Consider the following 23,082-nt stretch of genomic DNA (forward strand, 5'->3'; position numbering starts at 1 on the left):
AGTGAACGGATGAATCACACAATTTTTAAACGCAGTGTAACTGCTCTTGTTATTGTCGCTATGGTTGTCAATCCAGCCTTGGCGCAACAGCCAGTCTCAAAGTTGATTAAGCAACAGGAGCAACAACTTCGTTACGCAAGCAATATTAAAATTGCATCTGCTCCAGTATCCACAGCAAAAATTTCCAGCGTACAAGTCGATCTGGCGGCAGAACAAGCACGTCAGGCAGGTATTAAACAGGCATCCAATGGCACCACCGTTGTCGATATTTCTGCACCTACTGCTGGCGGTGTATCACACAATCTTTTCAGTGAATTTAATGTTGATAATAACGGCCTTATTCTCAATAACAGCGCTGCACCTGTGCTTACCCAATTGGGCGGATGGACGGATGGTAACCGTCGGCTTGCCGGTGGCGAAGCCAGCATTATCCTGAATGAAGTGACAAGCAACTCGCGCTCGAATCTATTCGGCCATATTGAAATTGCCGGTCGGTCGGCAGAGTTTGTGCTGGCCAACTCCAATGGTATTACGTGCGATGGGTGTGGGTTTATCAATACCCCGCGCGTGACCCTAGCGACAGGTCGCGCCGCCCTGCAGGGTGGGAGCCTCAGCGGTTTCAATATCAGCGGGGGTGATTTCCGCCTGGATGGCAAGGGCCTGAATGCCGCGAATGTTGATCGCTTTGATATCCTCGCGCGCGCCGCCAGTATCAATGCCCAGCTTTATGCCCGGCAATTGAATGTGATTACGGGTGTTAATAGTGTTGATTACAACACCGGTGCAGTGGCTGCCAATGGCGCTGCAGCATCTCCGGGCTTCCAAATCGCGTTGGATGCCTCATCACTAGGCGCCATGTATGCCAACTCCATTCGCCTGGTGGGAACCGAGCAGGGTATGGGAGTTAATTCCCAAGGGTTAATCCAATCGGTCAATGACCTTCAGCTGAGTGCCGATGGCAATATCGTTATCAAAAATGCCCAGGCCAATAACACGATTAAATTGCAATCTCATAGTGGTTCGATTGAAACCCTTGGCCAGGTCTATGCCAAATCGTTGCAGTTAGATGCGAAAGATACTATCGATAACCACGGTCTCCTGGGTGCTGTGAATGGTATTGGCTTAACTGGGGAATCATTCATCCAGCGCGGTAATTTCTATGCGGGTTTGGGTACGGATGGACAGTTAAATAGCGCGGGTTATGTGCAAGGCAAGATTGCCGATCGTCTTGAAAACTATGGCACCTTTTATGTGGGCGGTGAATTTTCACTGGAATCTGCCAACCTGACAAATGATCAGGGGCAGGTGATTTTTCAAACTGCCGAGTCGCTGCAGTTGAGTGGTGATTTCACTAACAAAGGTCTGCTGCAATTTAACACTCCCAATGCCAGTGTGGTGGCAACCAATATCGACAACTCATCTGGCCAGATACAGGTTGCCGAGGGTGGGTCACTTGGCATTATCGCGAGCGAAGGCTTTAAAAACGCCCAGGGTGTAGTGAAGGTAGACGATGAGCTCCAGGTGCAGGCGCACACCTTGGATAACTCTAACGGCATACTCAGCGCCCGGGACACGGTGCTTACCGCGAATCAACTGGTGAATAATCAGGGCGATGTGCGTGCAGAAACCCTGACAGCAACGGCGACTAGCCTCCAAAACCAGCAAGGCCTACTGCTCGCTACCGGAGCAGAGGCAGATTCATTGCATGTGGATGTGGAGGGCGATCTGGATAACAGTGCGGGCACGATTTTCGCCAATGCCGATACCCGCCTAAACCTGGGTTCATTAAATAACAGCCAAGGGAATATTCAGGTAAGCCAGGGTGCGGGGTTACATATCCATGCCTCCAACCTCATCCAAAATGGGGGCGGCAATATTAGTGCAAACCACCTCCAATTGGATGCTGCTGATCTGCACAACGACACTGGAACCTTATTGGCGAATGGGCTAACCCTCGATATTGCCCAACTATTGAGCAACAGTGGCCAGATTCAGGCGCAACACATCAACCTGAGCGCAACCGACTACCTTGCCCAGGGCGGTGTGTTGCTGGCGCAAGGCACAGCGGGTAACTCACTCACCCTCGAGGTCAGTAATAGTATCCGCAATACCCAGGGTTCCATCATCGAAACGGCTGGTGAGAGTCTGAAAATCGACAGCCAGTCGCTCACCAATGACAACAGCCAGATAACAGTGTTGGGCGAGGGTGAGCTGAATGTCAGGGTGGGTGAGTTAAATAACCAGTCAGGCCAATTGGCAGCCAATAACAGCATTGCGATTAACGCAGCAACAGTGCGCAATAGCGATGGCACTATCCACAGCCGCCAACTGCACCTCAGCACCGACAGACTCGACAATACCGCCGGGGTTGTTACTGGAAAGGATCGGTTGTTGATCAATACGGATTCGCTGATCAATAACGGTGGGGTGCTGGGGACTGACGCTGACAATGTGTCATTAGGTCTGGGAACTCTGGATAACCGGAATGGGAAAATTTTGCATGCAGGGCAGGGCGTGTTTTCGCTGACCCTGAACGATTTACTCAATGCCGGTGGCAGCATCCAGTCCAACAGTAACCTGATTATCGGCGCCTCTACAATCAACAACACCTCCGGCACAATTGCCGCCAATCAGCTAACCCTTAACGCTAATCAACTCGACAATAGTGCAGGCACCCTCTTGGGGGTGAACCAGTTAGGCGTTACTGCTTCCAGCCTCAACAATCGCTCCGGTTCACTCCAGGGGCGTGCCGTTAATGTGTCTGCCCAGTCGCTCAATAATCAGCAGGGCAGTATAACGGGCAGTGATTCCGGGTTGGTTATCAGTGTCACTGGCGATATTTACAACCAGCAGGGAGTCATTAACAGCGGGCAACAGTTGAGTATTACTACCAGCTCGCTGGATAACAATGGCGGCACGGTGAATGGCATTGATCTGGTGTTAAACCTGGATCGGCTGACCAATATTGCCGGGCTGCTGCAGGGCGGCCAGATTGATTTGAGTGTCCCGCAATTGGATAACACCGATGGCACCATCTCGGCGACATCAGCCAGCGGCAGCGGCTTGCGTCTCAACGTCAGTGGTGACCTGAACAACACGCGCGGCACTGTGTTTGCCCAAGGCAATGCCATGACTATTAATGCGGCCAATGTGCATAACACGCGCGGCAAAATTCTTTATACCGGGTCAGGTGTTGCTTCAATTACGGGCGCTGTGCTGAATAACAATCAGGGCAACATTGACTCCAATGGCGACCTGAAGCTGGTAGCAACAACATTGCAGAACCAGCAGGGTTTGATCAGCGCAGCCGGTAATGCGCATATTCAGGCCAGTGATCTGATCGACAACAGCCAGGGCAAATTAATGGCAGCCGGTGCGCAAACCTTGGATAGCGAGCAGCTAATCAACACCAATGGGATTGTCAGTGCCGACCAGCTGGCGATCACCAGCACCCACATTGATAATCTGGGAACCGGTTTTATCGAAGCTAATAAACTGATCCTGGATACGGATCGGCTATTGAATGAAGGCCATTTGCTGGCAGCCGGCAATGCCAATAATTCTTTGGAATTCAATGTTAAGACTTTCATCAATAGCGGGCGACTGGAAGCGAATAGCGAAAACCTGTTGCTGGATGGTGTGGATATGGAATCCATGGGAGGTGAGATCATCCATGGTGGCACGGGAGTATTACACATTCGCCACACCGGTGAATTCAATAATCGCGACGGCATCCTCGCGAGCCAGGGCACCATAAGGCTGGATGCCGATAGTCTGGATAATCGCGGTGGCGAATTGCTGGCAGAAAAGCAATTGCAGGTATCGCTCAGCGCTTTGAACAACCAAGCCGGTGTCATCCAAACCGGCGACGGGCTTAGTCTAAATCTGCAAGATCTGGATAACAGCAACGGCGGCAAGCTGATTATATCCGGGGCTTCTCCCAGCGAGTTGAATATCGCGGCGGGGCTGGACAACAACAATGGCAGTATTATCTATTGGGGTACAGATCGCCTGCAGATCAATGCCGCTACTATTGATAACACCAATCAAGGGCTGATTGGTGGCAGTGGGGCTATCCTTCTCGCCGCGAACCAATTGGACAATACCCAAGGCAATTTGATTGGCGATTCACTACTGGAAGTGAACGCCACCCGCCTGCTCAACCAGGATGGACGCATTGAGTCCGCCCAACTGGCATTTAATCTGGATGAGCTGCACAACAGCGGATCGATTCTGGCGCGTGACACAGCCAGCGATTCGCTGGTTATCAATACCCAACGCTTACTCAATACCGGCACCATAGAATCGCGTGGTATTAACTTCACCTTGGCCAATACCGGTCTGGACAACACCTCCGGCGTCATCCTGCACCGGGGCAATGGCACACTGGCTATTGAGCAATTGGGTTTGGTGAACCAGGGGGGATTGATCCAGGGCGCGGGCGATGTTCGCCTGAATCTGGATTCGCTGGATAACCTGGGCGCTGGTGAAATTGTTGCCGCAAACAACCTGCAACTTAACGTACAACAGCTAACCAATGACGGCCTGCTTCAGGCGGGCAATGCCATCACCTTCAATACCCGCCAGTTGGATAACCTGGCTCAAGGCCAGGTAGCGGCATTGGGTGATTCTTTGGTGTTGAACATCAGGGCGATCAACAACCACGGTGTGTTGGCGGCGCAACGCCAGCTCAGCCTGAACAGTGACCAGTTGGATAACGGCGCAACGGGCATTATCCAATCCAATGGCCAACTGGATGTGGTGGTGGATAGCCTGGTGAACAGCGGTTTCATCGCTGCTGACCAACTTGGCTTGAATGCCCAGCAGTTAACCAATAATGCTTCTGGTCGTATCCAGGCTGCCAGCGGTTTACTGCAGGGGAATCGCTGGGTGAATGATGGCTTGGTGTTGATCCATGGCCAACATGCAGATTCACAGGTGCAGCTAAGCGAATTGCGCAACCAGGGTACGGTGGAAATCCATAACAATAATGTCGATGTAACCCTGGGTACACTGGTGAACAGCGGTGGCGAATTTATCTCTCTCGGTGCGGGCCGCCTGTCGCTGGATGCGCTTGACATCGATAACCAGCATGGACTTTTGGCGGGTCGTAACCTGCAGTTGATCGCCAACCAGCTCAACAACAATGCGGGCGAAATTATTGGCGATACCCTAAATCTTGATGCTCAAGTCATCAGTAATAAGACCGGACACCTGCAAGCCAATGCACAGTTAACGCTCAAGGCGGATCAACTTGATAACCGCAATGACGGATTGGTTTTATCCTCGGGTGCTGGTCTTTCATCCCTCGACGTGGGGTATTTGGATAACCGCGCGGGAACCCTTGCCATCAATCATCTAGATTTGCAGGCGACCCATATCGATAACCGCGCCGGTGAGCTAATCGCCGATGACCTGGTGCTGCGGGCTGTTGCTTTGGACAACACCCAGGGTGCTATAGCTACCACAGCAAATGGCAGCGACGACAATTTGCAAATAACCATTGCCAATATCTTGGAGAACAGCCAAGGATTGATTCAGGGCGGCGGTAAAAATAGCTCGATCACCGCCGGTGAGTTGCGCAATAGCCAGGGTGATATTGTGCATACCGGCACCGGTACCTTGGCCATTAACGCAGGCACATTGAACAACACCGATACCGGCAGTATTTATGCCCAGCACCAACTGGTGCTGATGGGCAACAACCTGGTGAACGAGAACGCGAGCATTAGCGCGGGCGAATCGCTCAGTATCACGGCGGATATCCTCATCAACCGCAGTGGCACCCTGGCTGCGCAAAACACGCTGGGTATCCAGGCGAACCAGTTCACCAATAGCACTACCGCACTCCATGGCTCGGCACTGGTCAGCGCGAACTGGTTGCAACTCACTATCGACCAATTGACCAATGAAACCGACAGCCGCCTCGAAGGGGACTCGGTTGAGTTGCGCAGCACGCAATTCACCAATGGTGGTTTGCTGCTGGTAACGGGTACAGCGGACAACTCGCTCAATGCCCAGGTGCAAAACCTGACCAATACTGGTCGCCTTGAAGCCGCCAGCAATAACCTCACGCTAGCCAATAGCCGTATCACTAACAGCGGTGAGCTGATCCATCGCGGCAACGGTACTTTGCATATAGATCAGGGTGAGTTGGTCAATACCGGCGGTTTAATCGATTCCACCGGCCAACTGCGGGTGGATATCAATCGCCTGGACAATACCCATGGCATCCTGGTGGCGCGCGCCGCTCAAGGTATGACACTGAACGCGGCAACGCTGGATAACACCCGGGGCCTGCTAACGGCTAACGAATTGCACATCAATAGCACCAGTCTGGATAACACCCTGGGGGAAATCAGCGGCAACAACCTGAATCTGGAGAGTGACCAGTTACTCAACACCGGTGGCATAGTGTCGGCAGCGGACTTATCCATCCGCGCACAGACCCTGACGAATAATCTGGCATCCGGCGTGGCCGGGGTGATCGATGCTGATAATGCAACCCTGGTGGTTGACCAGCTCAACAACCAGGCCCGCATCCAGGCGCAGCAATTGGATCTGCGCGGCAACCAGTTCAACAATAACAGCGGTGTGCTATTGGCCAGGGCAACCACGGGCAATTCATTGCGGCTGGATTTCAGTGCAGGCATCAGTAACCAGCAGGGTCGAATAGAAAGCCACAGCGACCAGCTGACCATTAGCGATACGCTGGATAACACATTAGGTCAAGTTGTGCTGACTGGCGCGGGGGTGTTGACCCTGGCGGAAGTGGATAACACCCAGGGTGAATTGTTAAGTAACGGCAATCTGGTGATTAACGATACCCATGGGCAGCTCAATAACACACAAGGTTTGGTACAAGCACTGGGTGACATTCAGGTACAAACCCATGACGTGGATAACCAGCAAGGCTCTATTGCCGCCGGTGGCCAGTTGGCAATTACCGCCGGGCAGTTAAATAACCAACAGGGCCTACTGTTGGCAAAATCCAACGGCGATAACTCCCTGCAATTAAGCATTGCCAACGTGTTTGATAACACGCGCGGCATTATTGAAACCCACGCCAATAACTTTTCCTTAACCGATCCCCGCTTTATCAACACCCAGGGCGAAATTCGTCATCTGGGAGCAGGAACCTTTTCCATTAACACCACTGGTGATTTCACCAACGCCGATGGCTTGTTACTCAGCCGTGGCAATCTGGATTTGGCCGTCAATGGTGACTTTACCAACCAGGGGCAACTGGTTGCGAATCAACAGCTAAATATTGCAGCAGGCCGGGTAAACAACCAATCTGGCGCTTTGATGGCTGCGACGAATGCGCAGATCACCAGTGTGCTAGTGGAAAACGCTGGCCGTATCCAGGGGGATGGATTGGTCTTTTCCGGCGACCAATTGACTAATCAGGGTGGTGAAATACTCGCCTTGGGCAGCACCGACAATGCGCTGCAATTCAGCCTGCGCAATCTGGATAACACTGCCGGTGGTTTGATCGAAAGCCACAGCCACAATCTCAGCTTAAATAACGCCATCAATAACCAGGGCGGAACCCTGCTGCATTTAGGCACGGGTACGCTCAGCCTGAGCGATTTGTTGAATCGCGATGGCAGTGTGTATTCCTCCGGTAACTTGATGGTGGTGCAAAGCCTGCTGGATAACCGAGCCGGTTATCTGGAAGCAAAGGGCGATGTAACCATCCAAACGGATAGCATGGATAACCGCGCGGGTTATCTGCGTGCTGACCGTCATTTGCAGCTGCAGGCTACCGATGTGGATAACAGCCAGGGGGGGCGTGTCCAGGCGGTGGATGGCTTCTCCGTGGTTGCCACGGGCAACATCAACAACGATGGCGGCCAACTGGCGAGTCTGGCACAGGACATGACGGTCGGCGCGGCGCAATTCAGCAATAATAACGGCCAGCTTGTCCATCAAGGCACAGGCAACTTGGCGCTGGATAGCGGTAATGTATTGCGCAACAACGCGGGTCAGATCAGCACTCAAGGGCAATTAACCATCAATACCGACCGCATTGAAAACAATGCTATTGGGGGTGTAGGTGCCTTGATTAAAGCGAGGGATTTGTCCCTCGCTGCCAACAGTTTGCAAAACCGGGGCGGCCAGTTGGAAGCCACTGACCGCATGACGTTGACCTTACCCGCGCTGGATAATGAAGACGGCAATATTTTAGCTCGCGGCACCGGCAGCAATGCCTTTGAACTGAACACCGCCTCGCTCTCCAACCGTAACGGCGTGGTGGAAGTGCATAGCCGCGACCTGGATCTGAGCGCTGTGCAATTGCACAACGAGCAAGGGGTGATTAACCATCGCGGCCTGGGCGTATTGCGCATTGCCAACAACAATGCATTCAACAATAACGATGGTGCGGTGCAATCCCAAGGCAGTATCCAATTGGATGTGGCCAGTATTGCCAACCGGGGTGGGCTGCTGCGGGCGGATCAACTGATCCTTTCCGCGCAAAACAACATCGATAACGGCGCCGGTGGAACTCTGGCAGGGAATCTGATCCAGCTCAACGCTAACACTATTTCCAATAACCAAGGTCTGATTGCAGCCCAAGGCAACAACGCCAACGCGCTGGTATTGACGACGCCAAACCTGATCGACAACAGTCGGGGCGTGATTCGCAACGGGGCGACTAACTGGTCGCTGCAACTTGATAAATTCAACAACACTGGCGGTTCGTTAGTGCATTTGGGGTCGGGCATATTGACCTTGGATAGCAGCGGCACCCTTGCCAATACCGGCACTATCGCCTCAGTGGCTGATCTGCACATCAGTGCGGCGGGCGTTAACAACCAGGGCAACCTGGTGGCCGATAAAAACCTCCAGCTCAATGCCACCGGCACCATTACCAATGGTGGTACGGGCCTGATCAAGGCGGGCAACCAGCTCAGCGCGCAGGCCAATGCATTGGTCAACCAGGGCGAAATCAATTCAGCAGGCAATACATCGCTGCAGGTTAACCAGCAATTCAGTAATTCCGGAGCCTTGGTAGGTCAGGGCAATAGCACGGCCATTACGGCGGGTGACATCAACAACAGCGGCACATTGGCACAAAGCGGTACGGGTGAGTTGCTGTTAACGGCGGCGACGATTAATAACAATGCGGGGGCGATTAAATCGCTCAGCAACCTGCGCTTTCAGGCCAATACCATCAATAACAGCGGTGTGATCAGTGCGGCAGGTTTCAGCGCGGCGGGTTTTAACCAATTTAATAACTCGGGCCAGTTTGAATCCAGCAGCACTTGGCTATCGGGCAATCGCCTGGATAATTACGGCACCTTCAATGCCAGTGGCAGCGGTGCGGATATATCGCTCAATAATCTCTATAACGCAGGCACATTTTATTCGGGCAGTTACAACCAATCCTTTAGTGGATCATTTACCAACGCCGGTCAATTTATCCACTCAGGCACCGGCACGCTGAGTTTAGGCAATAGCGGTAGCGTCACCCTATCCGGTGGTTCGGTATCCACTGCGGGTGCGGCCAGTTTAAGTGGCAGTTTGTCCGGCTCAGGTTCGCTATTTGCAAAATCAGGGATTGCTATTGGTGGCGGCTCTACCTTTAACAACAACGGCAGTTATTTGTACACACAAGGGAATTTAACCATTAATTCCGCTGTGAATAATAACGGCGGTTCATTGATTGCGGATGGTCGTTTTACGGTAAATACCTCTGGCGATATTAATAACAACAGCGGCGTGATGCAGGGTAAAGAGTTGGATTTCGCCGCGCGCATGCTCAGCAATATTGGCGGCACCATTGTCTCCACCGGAAGCGGCAGCGGTTCAATCGTCGCAGGTGTCATCGATAATTCCGGCGGTGGAAAAATTGCGACTACCAACAGCCATTTCACGGTTCAGGCAAACGCAGGCGATATCAACAACCAGTTGGGTAGCATTGTTAAAACCGGTGCGGGCCAGTTGGTGTTAACCAGCAGCGGCCAACTCAATAATAGCGGCGGTATTATTAATAGCGCCCAAGGGCAGGCAGTGATTAATACCGCTGGCGACCTGGTGAATACCAACGGCGCAAGCATCATTGCCGACTCATTTGGAATTGGGGTACAAGGCAGTGCAGCAGGTCTGAACAATAGTGGCGGAACAATAGCCGCACTCGGTAGTGCAACTAGCAACATTGAATCGCGCTATGGCCTGGTGAATGCTAGCGGCCTCATCGCCGTTAACAGCAACAACTTTGTTATTAATGCGGTCGGGGGAATTAATAATTCGTCCGGCACTATTAGTCATTTCGGATTGGGTTCACTCAGCGCCGATTACAGCACCTTTGCCAATACCGGTGGTGTCGTGCGCAGTAATGGCGCTATCAACTGGAGTACTGCCGGTGATTTTGTAAATAGTGGCGAAATATCGGCGCTGACCACCCTCACCATTGATGCCAATACCATCACCAACGCGGGCACTCTGGGCAGCCGTGCGGGTGAGGTCTTGTTGAGCGCCAAGGGAAGCTGGTTGGTTAACGAAGCCGCTGGCAGTATCAGCGGCGCGCAGAAGGTGAGTATCAATACCCTCACCCTGACCAATCGTGGCAGCATAGATTCGGATAACACAGTAGACCTTACCCTGAAAACCTTCGGTGCCGTGGGCAATGTGTCTGCTGGTAATTTGCTGAGTTTTAATGTGCAGGATTCCATCAACATAGGTGCCGGCGAAAGAATTACTTCAAACGGTAGTTTGAGTATCGCCACCCAAGGTGACATCACTAACTACGGCACCCTATCCACGGTAAAAACCCTGACGCTGAAAGCGGGCTCCCTGTGGAATATGGGTGCCATCATGGGCGGTTCCGAGGGTATTTCCAGCATCACAGCACGCAGCCAAATCACCAATACGGGCCGCATCACCAGTGCAAAAGCCCTCACCATTTCGGCGAACCAATACGTCAATTACGGTACCACGGCAGCGGCAGGTATGCTCACCCTGACAACCACGGCCGATGTGGCCAATGGCTTAGGTAATGTGCTGTTTTCCGGGGGGGATATGAACATCAACATGTCCGCCCTGAGTAACCGCGGGACAATCTTCTCGCTGGGCAATATGGGTCTTACGGCCACGCACTTTATTAATAATGACCAGGCGCGGATCGAATCCATCGGAACCATGTCGCTCAGTGCCAATTACATCAACAACAACGGCTTAACCCCGCTGGAAACCATTGCTACCACACCACGGAAAGAGGAATATCTGTATTCAACCAAGGAAGAAGACTGTGGCTCGACTCTCAAATTCGGCTGCAGGGTATTTAGTTTTACTGAATCCACCCATTACGATTACACCAGCTCCGGCCCCGAAGCGGTGATTGCAGCGGGTGGCAGCCTGTCGCTTAACGGCAATAACAGCATTAACAACCTCTACGGGGTGATTTCCACCGGTGGAGACCTGACTGTATCCGGCGGCTCTTGGACAATGACAAGTGCCCAGGACAAAACCAAAACACGGACGGGAACGGTGGTTTATGTGGGGACGGGGCCATGTTCAGGTTGTATTGACAGCCCCAATGACAAAGGTTATTCCACTGTCACCACACTGGATGCGACCAGTACCCCGATAGGTATTGTCCGGGTAGCAGGCAATATTTCCGGCTCTCTGGCAGGCAGCATTACCCAAACTGTCAACGGTCACTCCGGCGGCAACCACTCAGAAAACACCAATACAGGCGGTGCCACGAATACCAACGGCAATCGCGGCAATCAAGCCAATGCCGCCAGCGGTGGCAACAACACCGTAGGCACCCACTCGGGTTCAGCGGCCAATACCGGCGCCCAGTCACTCACCCAAAACGGTGCCGTTAACGGCAGTGGCGTCAATGCCGGTGGTATTGGTGGTGGCGCCGTGGGTTCGGTGATCAACCTCAGCGCGGGCAACACATCGGGCGCAGTGGGCGCAGCGGGTGTGCATAACGCCAGTGCAGTCGTCACGGTGAACGCCAACGGCAGCGGCACTGCCATTGCCACCCAAACCGGCGGGACCGCCAGCGATGTAGACCCCACCAGCCTGACCGCTGCTGTTGCCAGCAGTACGGTCGGTGGCTCGTTGACCAGCTTCACCGAAGATATTGATGCGCTCAAACAACGCGCCTTTGACGCCCTCTTCGGCGCCCCCACGAGTACTGACGCCAGCACCACCAGCGCACCGGATGACCGGGCCAGCGAACTCGATGGCGCCGCGTCCAACCTGGCAGCGCTGGATGGCTTCACCCCCGATAGCACCGGCGTGGCAACCGGTGCGCTGCACACGCGTGAAACTACCACTGCCGGGTCCACCGGCAGTGCACCGGGCGCCAGCACCGACAGTCTGAAGCCCGTGGCAGTCACTGGCACGGTAGAAGGTATTAGCGGCAGTGGTAAGGCCGTAACCGGTAGCGATAAAACCCCCCAAACCACGGTAGTCAACGTGTTGCCCGCCGATTTCAATCCTAAAAACGTAGGTGGTTTGTACGTAGAAAACAAAGCGCCGGGTAGCGATGTCCTGATCGAAACCCGCCCGGAATTCACCGAATACAGCAACTTCCTCGGTTCGGATTACCTGTTGGATGCCATCGGCTACAACCCGGATAAAACGGTCAAGCGCCTGGGTGATGCCTTCTTTGAAAACCAGTTGATCCGCGATGCGCTGGTGCGCCAGACCAATACCCGTTTTGTGGGCAGTGCCACCAACGACTACGACCAGATGCAGGCGCTGATGAACAACGCGGTAGCGGCGAACCAGAGTTTGCAACTGGCGGTGGGCGTTGCGCTCACCAAAGAGCAGGCTGCTGCGCTCACCAGCGATATTGTCTGGCTGGTGGAAAAAACGGTGAATGGCGAAAAAGTACTGGTGCCGGAGTTGTATCTCGCCAGCGTGGACAAAGCCAGCCTGCTGCCGAACGGCGCCGTTATGTCTGCCGGTGGCAAGATGGATCTCTGGTCGGGCAATGGCATCAGTACCAATGGGTTGATTGCTGCCGGTGGCTTGTTGAGTTTGGGCACGCTCGGTAACTTTGATCAAAAGGGAATCATCAACAGCAACACCGGGGTGATGCTCAGTGCCGGTAAGGATTTCACCAACACCGGTACAGTCACCGGCCCCATGGTGGGTATCTTTGCCGATGGCAAGATCACCAACCAGAGCAACATCAGTGCGACGGATTTCCTCAGCCTTACGGGTGACAGCATCACCAACACGGCGGGTAGCAAATTGCAATCCGGCGGTTGGCTAAACCTTACCGCGCAGAACGATATCCTCAACCAGCAGGGCTTGATTGAAGGGAAAGACGTGAACCTGGTGAGCCGCGAAGGCAGCATCATCAACCGCACGGAATTTACTACCTTCACCAGTGCCGATGGCCGCAACACCAGCACCAGTGTGGGTGCTGCTTCAACCATCCTGTCACACAACAGCTTGCGGATGGATGCGGGTAAAGACCTGGACTTGCAAGGCAGCCAGTTCAAAGCCGCGCAAGACATCACCCTCAAGGCGGGTAATGACATCAAGCTGGATGCAATAACCATCACCAGCGCAACTGACACCAGCACGCGCAAGGTCACCAACAAAACCAGTGAAACCACCCACCAGGTGGTCAGCATCGAAGCCGGTCACCGGTTAACGCTGGATGCAGGGCGCGACCTGAATGCCGAAGGCACCCAATTCAAAGCCGGTGGCGACGCCAGCCTGAGTGCCGGGCGCGACCTCAACCTGAGCGCGCTGGCCAATACCAGCCACAGCGAATCTATCGCCAAGCGCAAAAAAGTCATCGACACCCAAACCACCCACACGCTGGTGGATCTCCAAAGCGGTGGCAACGTCAACCTCAACGCCGGGCAAGACGCCAACCTTATTGGCACCATGGTCAACGCCGCAGGTAACGTCTCCCTCGCCGCCACGCGCGACTTAAACCTCAGCGCCGTAGTGGATTCGGATTACCACTATGACTACACCAAGAAAAAGAAATCGTTTGGGCGTAGTAAAACCACCGAGAACGAAACCCTGGATCAAACCGTTACCGGCGGGGTGATCAATGCGGGTGGGAATATATTGGTGAACAGCCATGTGGACAGCACAGGCAAGCTGGTCACCGATGAAAGCAGCACCGTCAATATCTTCGGCGGCACCCTCAATGCCGGTGGCAGTGTGGTGGTGGCAGCGGATGACGACATCAATATCACCGGCATGACCTATGAAGAACTGGATTTCCATCGCAGTAAAAAATCCGGCGTAGGTGGCCTGAGCAAAAAAGATAAAGGCGCAGTAGAAGCCGATACCCAACTGCAAAATGCCCTGATTGCAGCCGGTGGCGATGCGCGTTTCCTCTCGGGCAACAACCTGACCCTGGCCGCAACCGATGTCATAGTGGATGGCAACATCAACCTGGAAGCCGTCGATAAACTGCTGATTACCGCCGGTGAAGTGGTCAATAACAGCGAGCGCTGGAGTAAAAAATCCGGCATTGGAAGCGGTGGCAATCTCTACGGCAGTAAAGAGCACAAATCCGGCGAAGGCATCACCTCTGGTCAGGAATCCACCCTGATTGCGGGCGGCAAAATTACCGGTAAGGTCGGCTCCGGTGAAGTCATCGGTTCGGATGTTATCGGCGCACAAGGTGTGAAGATCGTCAGCGATATGGGCGATATCGACATCAACGCCTCACGCACCGTCGTTAACAGCTACAGCCACGACAAGGAAATGAACGTTGGTTTTGGCGACTTGGCTAAAGGCCTGACCCGCCCGGATCAGCTAATCAAAAATGAAGATGGCCGTGCCACGATCAAACTCGCCGATGCCCAATACGACAAGGTGGATACTAAAACTACCACCACCAGCATGCGCGGCAGCACCCTCACCAGTAATGAGGATGTCACCCTGGTTGCCACTGCCGGCAGCGTCAACATCACCGGCTCCACGCTCACCGCCGATGCTGACAAGAACAACAGCGGCACGCTTGGCTTGGCGGGCGCCACCGGTGTTACCGTGCAAGAAGCCACCGACACCTATGAAACCCAAACCAAGGAAGTTCACGGCTCCGCCGAACTGAGTTTTGTGGTGCAGCATCAAGCTGCTGAAGTGGTTAAAGCCGTGATCGCGGTGGACGAAGCCAAAGACAAACTCGAACAAGCCAAGAAAGACTACAAAGCCTACGAGCGCAATGTCAGTCAGTTGGAAGACCAGCTCAATCAACTGGAAAGTGACTATGCCAATAAAGTTCCCGGCGTCAATTACGACGATGTGCTGGAACTGCGCGAACTCGTAGGCGATGTCAAAGGCGACAAAGAGTGGTATCAGGCAGGCGTTGCCCTTGCAGCAATCAATCTCACCAGTGCCACGACCGCATTAGTGCAGCAAACCGCTGCAGCGGCACAAAGCGCCTCCACCTACGGCTTCAACGCCGGTATCCAACTGGATATAGACGCCAGCAAATCCAACACCAAAGAAAAGAGCACTACCGCCGTAGCCTCCCACCTTTCGGGCAACCAAGTGCTGATCCAGACCGGCACCATGGGTGAGGATGGCAAGCTCAACACCGCAGGCACCAGCACCACCATCAGCGGCAGCCATATCAGCGCGACGGATCGAATCAGTGTTCAAACCGGCGACCTCAATCTGCTCGCCAGCAAAAACACCAGTGAAAGCCAAAGTGAACAAGAGCATGGTCACGTCACCGCGCAAATGACCGTGTACGGTGCCAGCGGTGGCGCGAGCATCACCGGCAGCTTTGACCGCAGCAAAGAAAGCGACCGTAGCACCACCCACAACAACACAACGCTCACTGCCAACAACATCGACCTGACCACCAGTGGCGATGCCAACATCCGTGGTGCGAATGTCCATGCCAACCAACAATTGGATGTGGATATTGCAGGCAACCTCAATCTGGAATCGGTGCAGGATCGCAGCAACAGCCGCAATACCAGTATGGGGGTTAGTGGTGGTGCCAGCTTTGGCGGTAGTGGCGATGTCAGTGGCGTCAACGGTGGTCTAAGCGGCGGCAACGGCATGAGCGTCACCCGCGAAACCGTCCTCACCAGCCTCACCAGCGGTGGCACCGCCAATGTCAACGTAGGCGGCCACACCCAAATCACCGGTGCATTACTGGCGACGATTAACGAAGACGGTAGCGACAGAAACCAACTCGACTTCAGCACCGGCAGCCTGAATTTCACTGACCTGCGCAACATCCGCCAGAACACCCAGACCAATGCCGGTGTCAGCGCCAACTTCGGTGTGGGCGAGAAAAAAGAAGGCACTCCCAACCCCCGCGAAGGCCAACCCACCGCCGAAGGCGCTAATGGCAAAACGCTCTACGCCAACACCAGCAACCTGACCTACAGCAACACCCAGGAAAACAGTGCCAGTAAAACCCTGGCGACTTTGGGTCACGGCAATATCACCGTGGGTGGAACCCAGCTTGAGACAGACGGTGAATTGACCGAAGCCGGTAAAGCTAATGGTTCACCGCTAATCGGCATGAACCGTGACACCACAGGTACTGAAAAGGAACTGTGGAACAGCGAGCAGAGCCAAACGGTGGATGCAACGTTGGATCATCGGTTGTTGACCAGTGACGGTCGTCAGCAAATTAAAAACGATGTGACTGACACCAAAGAATTCGGTCAGGACATTGGTCGTGCAGTAGGTGCAGTGCGTCAAGAGGAAGCTCTAGGTGTTACCGATTTCTGGCGCACACTGGACAACAACACTAAAGCTACCCAACTCAAAAATGAACTGACGCGCAACCCAGCATACAAAGAATTAATGGAAGGTTTGAAAAGTCAGGATGGCGATACTTTCGCTCAATCCTTCGCGGCACTAGGGCAAATGGCACAAGCGAAGTTTGGAATATCGCCAGATCAATTCAGCGAAATATTCCTCTACAGCGGCAATAACACTACCAGTACCTCATTGGGCAGTACGCTGTTCGTGGACACCAAAGGCGGCACCGTTCTGGATAAAAATAATGCGCAATATGGCAATATTTTTGTTAATGCCGATGGTAGTGTCAAAACCGACATGCTCAATACTTTAGGCCATGAAACTGTAGAAGCCTTCACGTTACGTACCGATGGAAAAAATGACGCTACTCAGGAAGCGCAGGCGAATGCTTTCGGAACCCAGTTCTCTGACCGTATTAACCAAGCGGCAGGCAGTGGTCTGGATAGCACTGGCGGTAGCACGTTCAATGCGAGTTTGAATAACAGTTACGCGGTAACGCAGGGCACCATCAAGGCAAATGCCGTTGGTAATGCGGAGGTGGATAATCGCAAATTGAATTCCCAATTTGCGATGGGGTTACCAAACTATATTGCAGGCAAAAAAGCACAAGGCGATTTGCAAGGAGCACAGGCAGCAGAGGTGCTGTTGATTCTCGGCGCATTAGCAGAAAAGCGCGGCCCAACGGATAATTTGAATACTGAAATCGATCAGTTAGATGCAAGCGCATTGGGTGTTTCGCCTGAGTCATTGGAAGCTGCAAAACTACTGCCTGATGCAGTTAAAATTCGTATCGTAACGGCGGAACCATCTGATTTCTGTCAGGGTACGGCATGTACTATTGCGGCGGAAGCTGCTGATAGCATGGTCAATCTGGAATCCATGACGGATTTGGCGGTTGAGTTTGTTGGTGGTAAGTTAATTGATGTTGGCATTGATGCTTACAAGGTGATTAAAGCAGGAGGTAAGGCGACGGATGAAGTTGCTAATACTGCAAATGCAGCAAGAGATAATTTAGCTGGCGTTCGTGCGGAAGGGGATTTTGGCAAGCTTCCGCCCAATCAAAAATATTATGAAATGCAAACTACTAGTGGTGTGGTTATCAAAGCAACTGAAGGAAAAACAACAACTGTTCTTGGCACTTATGTTGGCGATACTCAAAATATTATTAATGATCAATTGATTCTAGCGAAGAACGCTGACTATACCGCTGCAAACAATGGTGGATTTAATATCCTAAATGCTCCTGATAATATGTACAAAACACCTGATCAATTTTGGGCTGAAGTAAACGAACCATTCCTTAAAGCAGCAGTTGAGCGAGGAGATGAAATATATATGGCAACGAAGCCTATAGATGATGTATTAAACAGAAAACTTCCTGATGGTTCATTGCAAAGAAGTGGGTTTGGAAAAGAGTATGATTTTTTGATCAAGCATGGATATCGTTACGATGAAAAAACTGGGAAAATGTTAAAAATTAATTGAATAAATTATATCAATTCATTTTCAATGAATAGGCCTTTAAATGAATGAAATTACTATAGATTTTGAGTTGAGAAAAGGAATTGTAAGTATTGAAACATATAAGGCACTTTTAAATGCAGAAATTTATGGAACTGCTACTCCTATGCAATGGCTTATAGCAAGACTGGCTATTATTCAAAATATGGTTAAGTCAGGTATTGATATAAAATTTGAGACCAATTATGAAAATGGAACAATGAAATCTGAAAAAGAGTATTTCGAATGGTGCGAGAAAAACTTCCCTTCGGCATATAAGATCATCAAATAATTTTAGAGGTTATGATGAAAAAAATGGCTGTTCATTTTTTCGAGCCTGTAAAAAATTCTGTGTAACTGCTTTTTAACGATAGTCGGCCAAACGATTATCGAACACAATCATAAAATGATTCAATGCCGCCTTCCAGTTGAGGGTGTCCTGTCCACACGTCCAAACCAACTGGTGGGATTTGTTAACCAGCAAAGTTTTATTATAAATGAGCAACTTTGCTGGTTGTGCGACTTAAAAAATTCCATTTTTTGCAAAAATTTACTGCTTTTTATTGAGCGGCGTTTGAAAAATTTGAATTTCCACGAATTTTGGCAATAAAAATCATGGACAATATAATTGCCCGAAAAAATCACAGATAAATTTCTATTGGCGCTAATGTTCCCAGTAATAACCCGCCCTGCCATAAAATGATCTCTTGTGGTGATTTTGTGTAATCGGATAAGCGCTTGCTCCAAGTCTCAGCAGGGGTTTTACCTTTCAGGTTTTGGTGTGGGCGGACATGGTTGTAATAGAAACGGAATTCGATAAGTCGAGTATCTAACTCGGCGGATTTAATCACGATGTGTCTAATGGATTTTTTCAGGGTGCCAAAGAAACGTTCAATCCTGCCATTCATCCAAGGGCAGGCGACTTCGGTAAGTGGATGTTTGATTCATAGAATCTTTAATTGGGTGTGTTGTTCACAAACTTACAATATGCTTGGCTGTAATTTGCTTTGTTGTCACGATCAGGAGGCGTGCTACCGCAACAATGCGGTGGCGGCCTTGAGTAATCTTGCGTAAAAACATTTGTGATTGTGCCGGATTGGCGTCATTTTATTGCTCAAATGCAATAACAAGGAGCACACATGTCTACTACCCGCCGTGAATTTTTAACTGCCAGTGCTATCGCCGGAGCGGCACTCGCTTCATCGGGTGCATTGGCAACATCAACTACAGCGAATAATCCTATGCCTAAATTACTGCATCATGTTTTTTTCTGGTTGAAAAACCCCGAGTCAAAAGAAGATCTTGCCAAGTTGATTGCTGGTGTTAAGTCTCTGGGGGCGATTGAGACGGTGCGCAGTATTCATGTGGGTATACCTGCATCGACGGAAAAGCGTGAAGTTATAGATAACTCTTACCACGTTTCAGAGTTGCTCGGATTTGATGATGTAGCGGGGCAAGATGCGTATCAGGGCCATCCATTGCACCAGAAGTTTATCGATGAGCATCAGCATTTGTGGAGCAAGGTCGTGGTGTATGACGCGCTATCTGTTGAATAATTAAGCCGCTTATCCTATAGATTTTCAACACATAAAAACCCCGCGGTGATTGGTGATTGTTCGCAGCGAGGTTTTTTGTGTTTTATTGCGAGCTTGTGCAAATGTAAAAGCTTGAGTTGCCTCAATAGGTATTTATTTGAAAATGGTCTCTACTTGCAAAGGCTGCTGGTGATATCAGTAATGCTTGGACTAGTAATTTTTTTACTGTCGATTACTAGTGAAACACCCCCGCTAGTCAATGAGATTCTGCTGCTACTGATAGAGCCGCCGTAGACTATTTTTGTAATTGCGTTATTAGAGTCCAGTTTCCAAGCGATAGAGTTATCATTTACGCTGGTGGTGTATTCTGCATTTGCTTTCGAATAGCTGATTGTTTTGCCATTGATGCCTGCATTAATATCTTTGTCTATAGCCACTCTATAGCAATTGTTTCCAGCGTCCTTAGCATCACCTAAATAATTATAAGCAGTAATTTTTCCAGCTCCGCTGATATAGAGATAGCTCTCATCTTTAATATTGTTGCTGGTGATACTCGCATCGTACAAGCCGGTTATTGCATCAAAATCTGGGTTGTTTGCTTGGCTTGAGTTTTGAGCTGAAGACTGAGCCGTATTATTTGGTGATGATGAGCTTGCAGGTTTATCTGATCCGCCACCGCCACATCCTGCCAGTGACATTAAACACAGTGAGAGAAGTAGAGCGGGGCGTGATTGAAGGGTAATCATTTTGCATCCTTTTAAAAAAGCCATAAAGTGTGGTGTGCTCATTTGAGCGGGCGAGCATGTTAATTCAAACCATCATCAAATTAAATATCAAAAGAAGAGAGTATTTTCTTGAGCGCTGGGCAGGTGAGTTTTTTCGACTGAGGACTTGTACTGCGCTGAATAGATATAAAGTGATTGCAAATACTTTAATGTTGAATAGGATTTGATAATGCGCGCGTTGGTTCTATATATAAAAAACCCGCTGCGGTAGCCCGAGCGGGTTTTTTATAACCGGTTATTTTACAGTTCTATGTCGTAATCGATAATGACCGGCATGTGACTGGAAAACTGCTGGGTTTTGTAGATGGCTGCATATTCGACTTTGGCGCCGAGGCTATTGGAGACTACTTGAAAATCGGTTCTCCAGCCGTCGCCATCGTCTTTAAGGCCTTTTGGCCACCAGCTGTATTCATCGCCGTCTTTGTTCACCTTGCGGAAGGCATCGACGTAACCAATTTGATTGAACAATTGGCTCAACCATTGGCGCTCATGGGGTAAGAAGCCGGAGTTGTGCTGATTGGCGGCACTATTGCTCACATCTTTTGGGGTGTGAGCCATCTGCCAATTGCCACAGAAAATATATTCGCGGCGCTTTCGGGTGATTTTGTCCAGATGCGCCTGAAAGTCATCAAAAAATTTGATTTTGACTTCTTGGGATTCCATCGCGGAACTGGCGCCAGGGGCGAGCAGGGAGCCAATGCTTAATTGCTCAAAATCCACCTGCAGATAGCGGCCTTCCATATCGACACCCGAGGCAAAACCCAAGCCGTAAATAAGCGCTTTAGGCTGCAGGCGGGTATAAATTGCAACGCCGTTGTAGTGTTTGGTACCAGAGTCGAAAAAATAGGCATGGTAGCCCTTGAGCTCGAACTCGGGTTTCTCTAACTCACGCTCTAGTGCGCGTAGATCCTGCAAGCAGATAAAATCTGCATCTTGATTCGCGAGCCAAGTGTATAGGCCGCGTTGCGCCGCCTGAAAAATACCATCGACGCTAAGACTGATAACTCTCATGTTAGCCCCTTGATTACGGACTGTGTATCATACCCGAGCTTTGTGTGATTGTGTTACCGCCAATATCGGGTTTTTTGTGGTAGGCGTTACGAATTTTCACATCCTTACATTTGGAAAGCTGCTGTGATCCAAATGCGGGTCTTGCTCATGGGCAAGACCTCGTTGTATTTATTTTGTCACTTAAAACTTAGTTCATAGTTGGATACTTTGCATGGAAAAATACCAATTTGACTTTATTCAGCTCGCTGTCAGGCATCAAGCGTTATGCTTTGGCGATTTTTTGCTCAAATCGGGCCGCACCAGCCCCTACTTTTTTAATGCTGGCCGCTTTCAGACCGGGCAGGCTTTGGCTGAATTGGGTCGCTATTATGCGGCGGCTATCACTGCATCGGGCGTGGAGTTCGATATAGTGTTTGGCCCGGCTTATAAAGGAATTCCTTTGGCTGCCACCACTGCCATCGCTCTGGCTGATCAATATCAGCGCGATTTGCCTTATTGCTACAATCGCAAAGAGGCGAAAGACCATGGTGAAGGCGGAACATTGGTAGGTGCGCCGTTACAAGGCAAGGTGCTGATTGTGGATGATGTGATCACCGCAGGCACTGCAGTGCGCGAAGTGATGAGCATTATTGATACCGCAGGTGCTAAACCTGCCGCTGTGTTGATTGGCTTGAATCGTCAGGAGAAAGGGCAGGGCGAGATATCTGCAATACAGGAAGTAGAACAAACCTTTGGTATACCGGTCATTAGCATTATTAACTTGAATCACATCATTGATTATCTTGAAAACCAAAGTGGCCAAGAGGCAATGGTGGATAAAATCAAAGCATATCGCGCAACCTACGGTGTAGAGCTGGCGTGATACGAGAGAGGTAACTGATTCAGATGCGCAGCTTGTTATTAGTATTGATCACCTGTAGTTCGCTGTTGTTGAGCGGCTGGGTTGCCGCGCAAAATACTGCAGCGGGCAAAGTGGTTTATCGCTATAAAAACAAGGCGGGTGTGACTGTGCTTGATAGTGCGATTCCACCTGAGTACGTCAATCATGGCTATGAAATTGTTTCGCTCAGTGGAAAAGTTCTTAAGGTTGTTAAGCCAGTGATACAGGGACCTGAAGCGGAGCGTTTGCAGCGTGAAAGACTACAGCGTGAACAGCGTGAGCGTGATGATATTCAACTGCGTCGCAGCTACAGTAATGTTGCTGATATAGATGCAGCGAAACGTCGCAATCTGGAAAGTTTGCGAGGCAATATCAATATCTTGCAAGCTAACTTGCTCTCTGCTCGCTCGCGCTTGGAAACCTCGCAAAAGCAAGCGGCCGCGATAGAGCGCGCTGGTCGCCAGTTGCCTGAAGAGTTATTGCGCAATATAGATAAGCTGGTGCAAGAAGAGAAGGATACTCAAGAGCAGATCCAGCAGCGCGAACAAGAGTTAACAGCGGTAGAGAAAAAGTTCGATGAAGATCGCAAGCGGTTTATTGAAATTTCGCAATAGCGATTATGATTCTTTACCCATAAAAA

Annotated in this window: 8 protein-coding genes; 5 read left to right on the forward strand and 3 right to left on the reverse strand. The window is 51.0% G+C overall.

Features of this window, described 5'->3' with window-relative positions; genetic code table 11:
* Positions 1–9: 9 nt before the first annotated feature.
* Positions 10–18,216: a hemagglutinin repeat-containing protein gene (locus tag AC2CG4_RS19340; RefSeq protein ID WP_484487823.1), complete on the forward strand. Its 18,207-nt coding sequence runs from the start codon at positions 10–12 to the stop codon at positions 18,214–18,216.
* A 40-nt stretch (positions 18,217–18,256) separates the two neighbouring features.
* Positions 18,257–18,523, forward strand: a complete 267-nt coding sequence (locus AC2CG4_RS19345; protein WP_484487824.1) for a hypothetical protein — start codon at positions 18,257–18,259, stop codon at positions 18,521–18,523.
* A gap of 349 nt (positions 18,524–18,872) precedes the next feature.
* Here AC2CG4_RS19345 and AC2CG4_RS19350 read toward each other — a convergent pair whose 3' ends face one another.
* The gene (locus AC2CG4_RS19350) at positions 18,873–19,175 is read right to left on the reverse strand and encodes an integrase core domain-containing protein (protein ID WP_484487846.1); all 303 of its coding nucleotides are present in this window, start codon (positions 19,173–19,175) and stop codon (positions 18,873–18,875) included.
* Between the two features lie 195 nt (positions 19,176–19,370).
* Here AC2CG4_RS19350 and AC2CG4_RS19355 point away from each other — a divergent pair, with 195 nt between their 5' ends.
* Positions 19,371–19,787: a Dabb family protein gene (locus tag AC2CG4_RS19355; RefSeq protein WP_484487825.1), complete on the forward strand. Its 417-nt coding sequence runs from the start codon at positions 19,371–19,373 to the stop codon at positions 19,785–19,787.
* Between the two features lie 149 nt (positions 19,788–19,936).
* Here the strand turns inward: AC2CG4_RS19355 and AC2CG4_RS19360 are convergent, their stop codons facing one another.
* Complete coding sequence (locus AC2CG4_RS19360; protein WP_484487826.1) at positions 19,937–20,512, reverse strand: hypothetical protein; 576 nt, start codon at positions 20,510–20,512, stop codon at positions 19,937–19,939.
* 279 nt (positions 20,513–20,791) lie between these two features.
* Positions 20,792–21,562, reverse strand: coding sequence for an exodeoxyribonuclease III (locus AC2CG4_RS19365; RefSeq protein ID WP_062058310.1), 771 nt, complete (start codon positions 21,560–21,562; stop codon positions 20,792–20,794).
* A gap of 211 nt (positions 21,563–21,773) precedes the next feature.
* Between AC2CG4_RS19365 and pyrE the strand changes: the two genes are divergently transcribed.
* Entirely contained in the window at positions 21,774–22,424 is a 651-nt protein-coding gene (pyrE, locus tag AC2CG4_RS19370) for an orotate phosphoribosyltransferase (protein ID WP_484487827.1), read from the forward strand.
* 23 nt (positions 22,425–22,447) lie between these two features.
* Positions 22,448–23,056 (forward strand): hypothetical protein, encoded by a 609-nt coding sequence (locus AC2CG4_RS19375; RefSeq protein WP_062058316.1) that lies wholly within the window; start codon positions 22,448–22,450, stop codon positions 23,054–23,056.
* Positions 23,057–23,082 lie beyond the last annotated feature (26 nt).

This window comes from Cellvibrio sp. ATLC23, assembly GCF_057196725.1.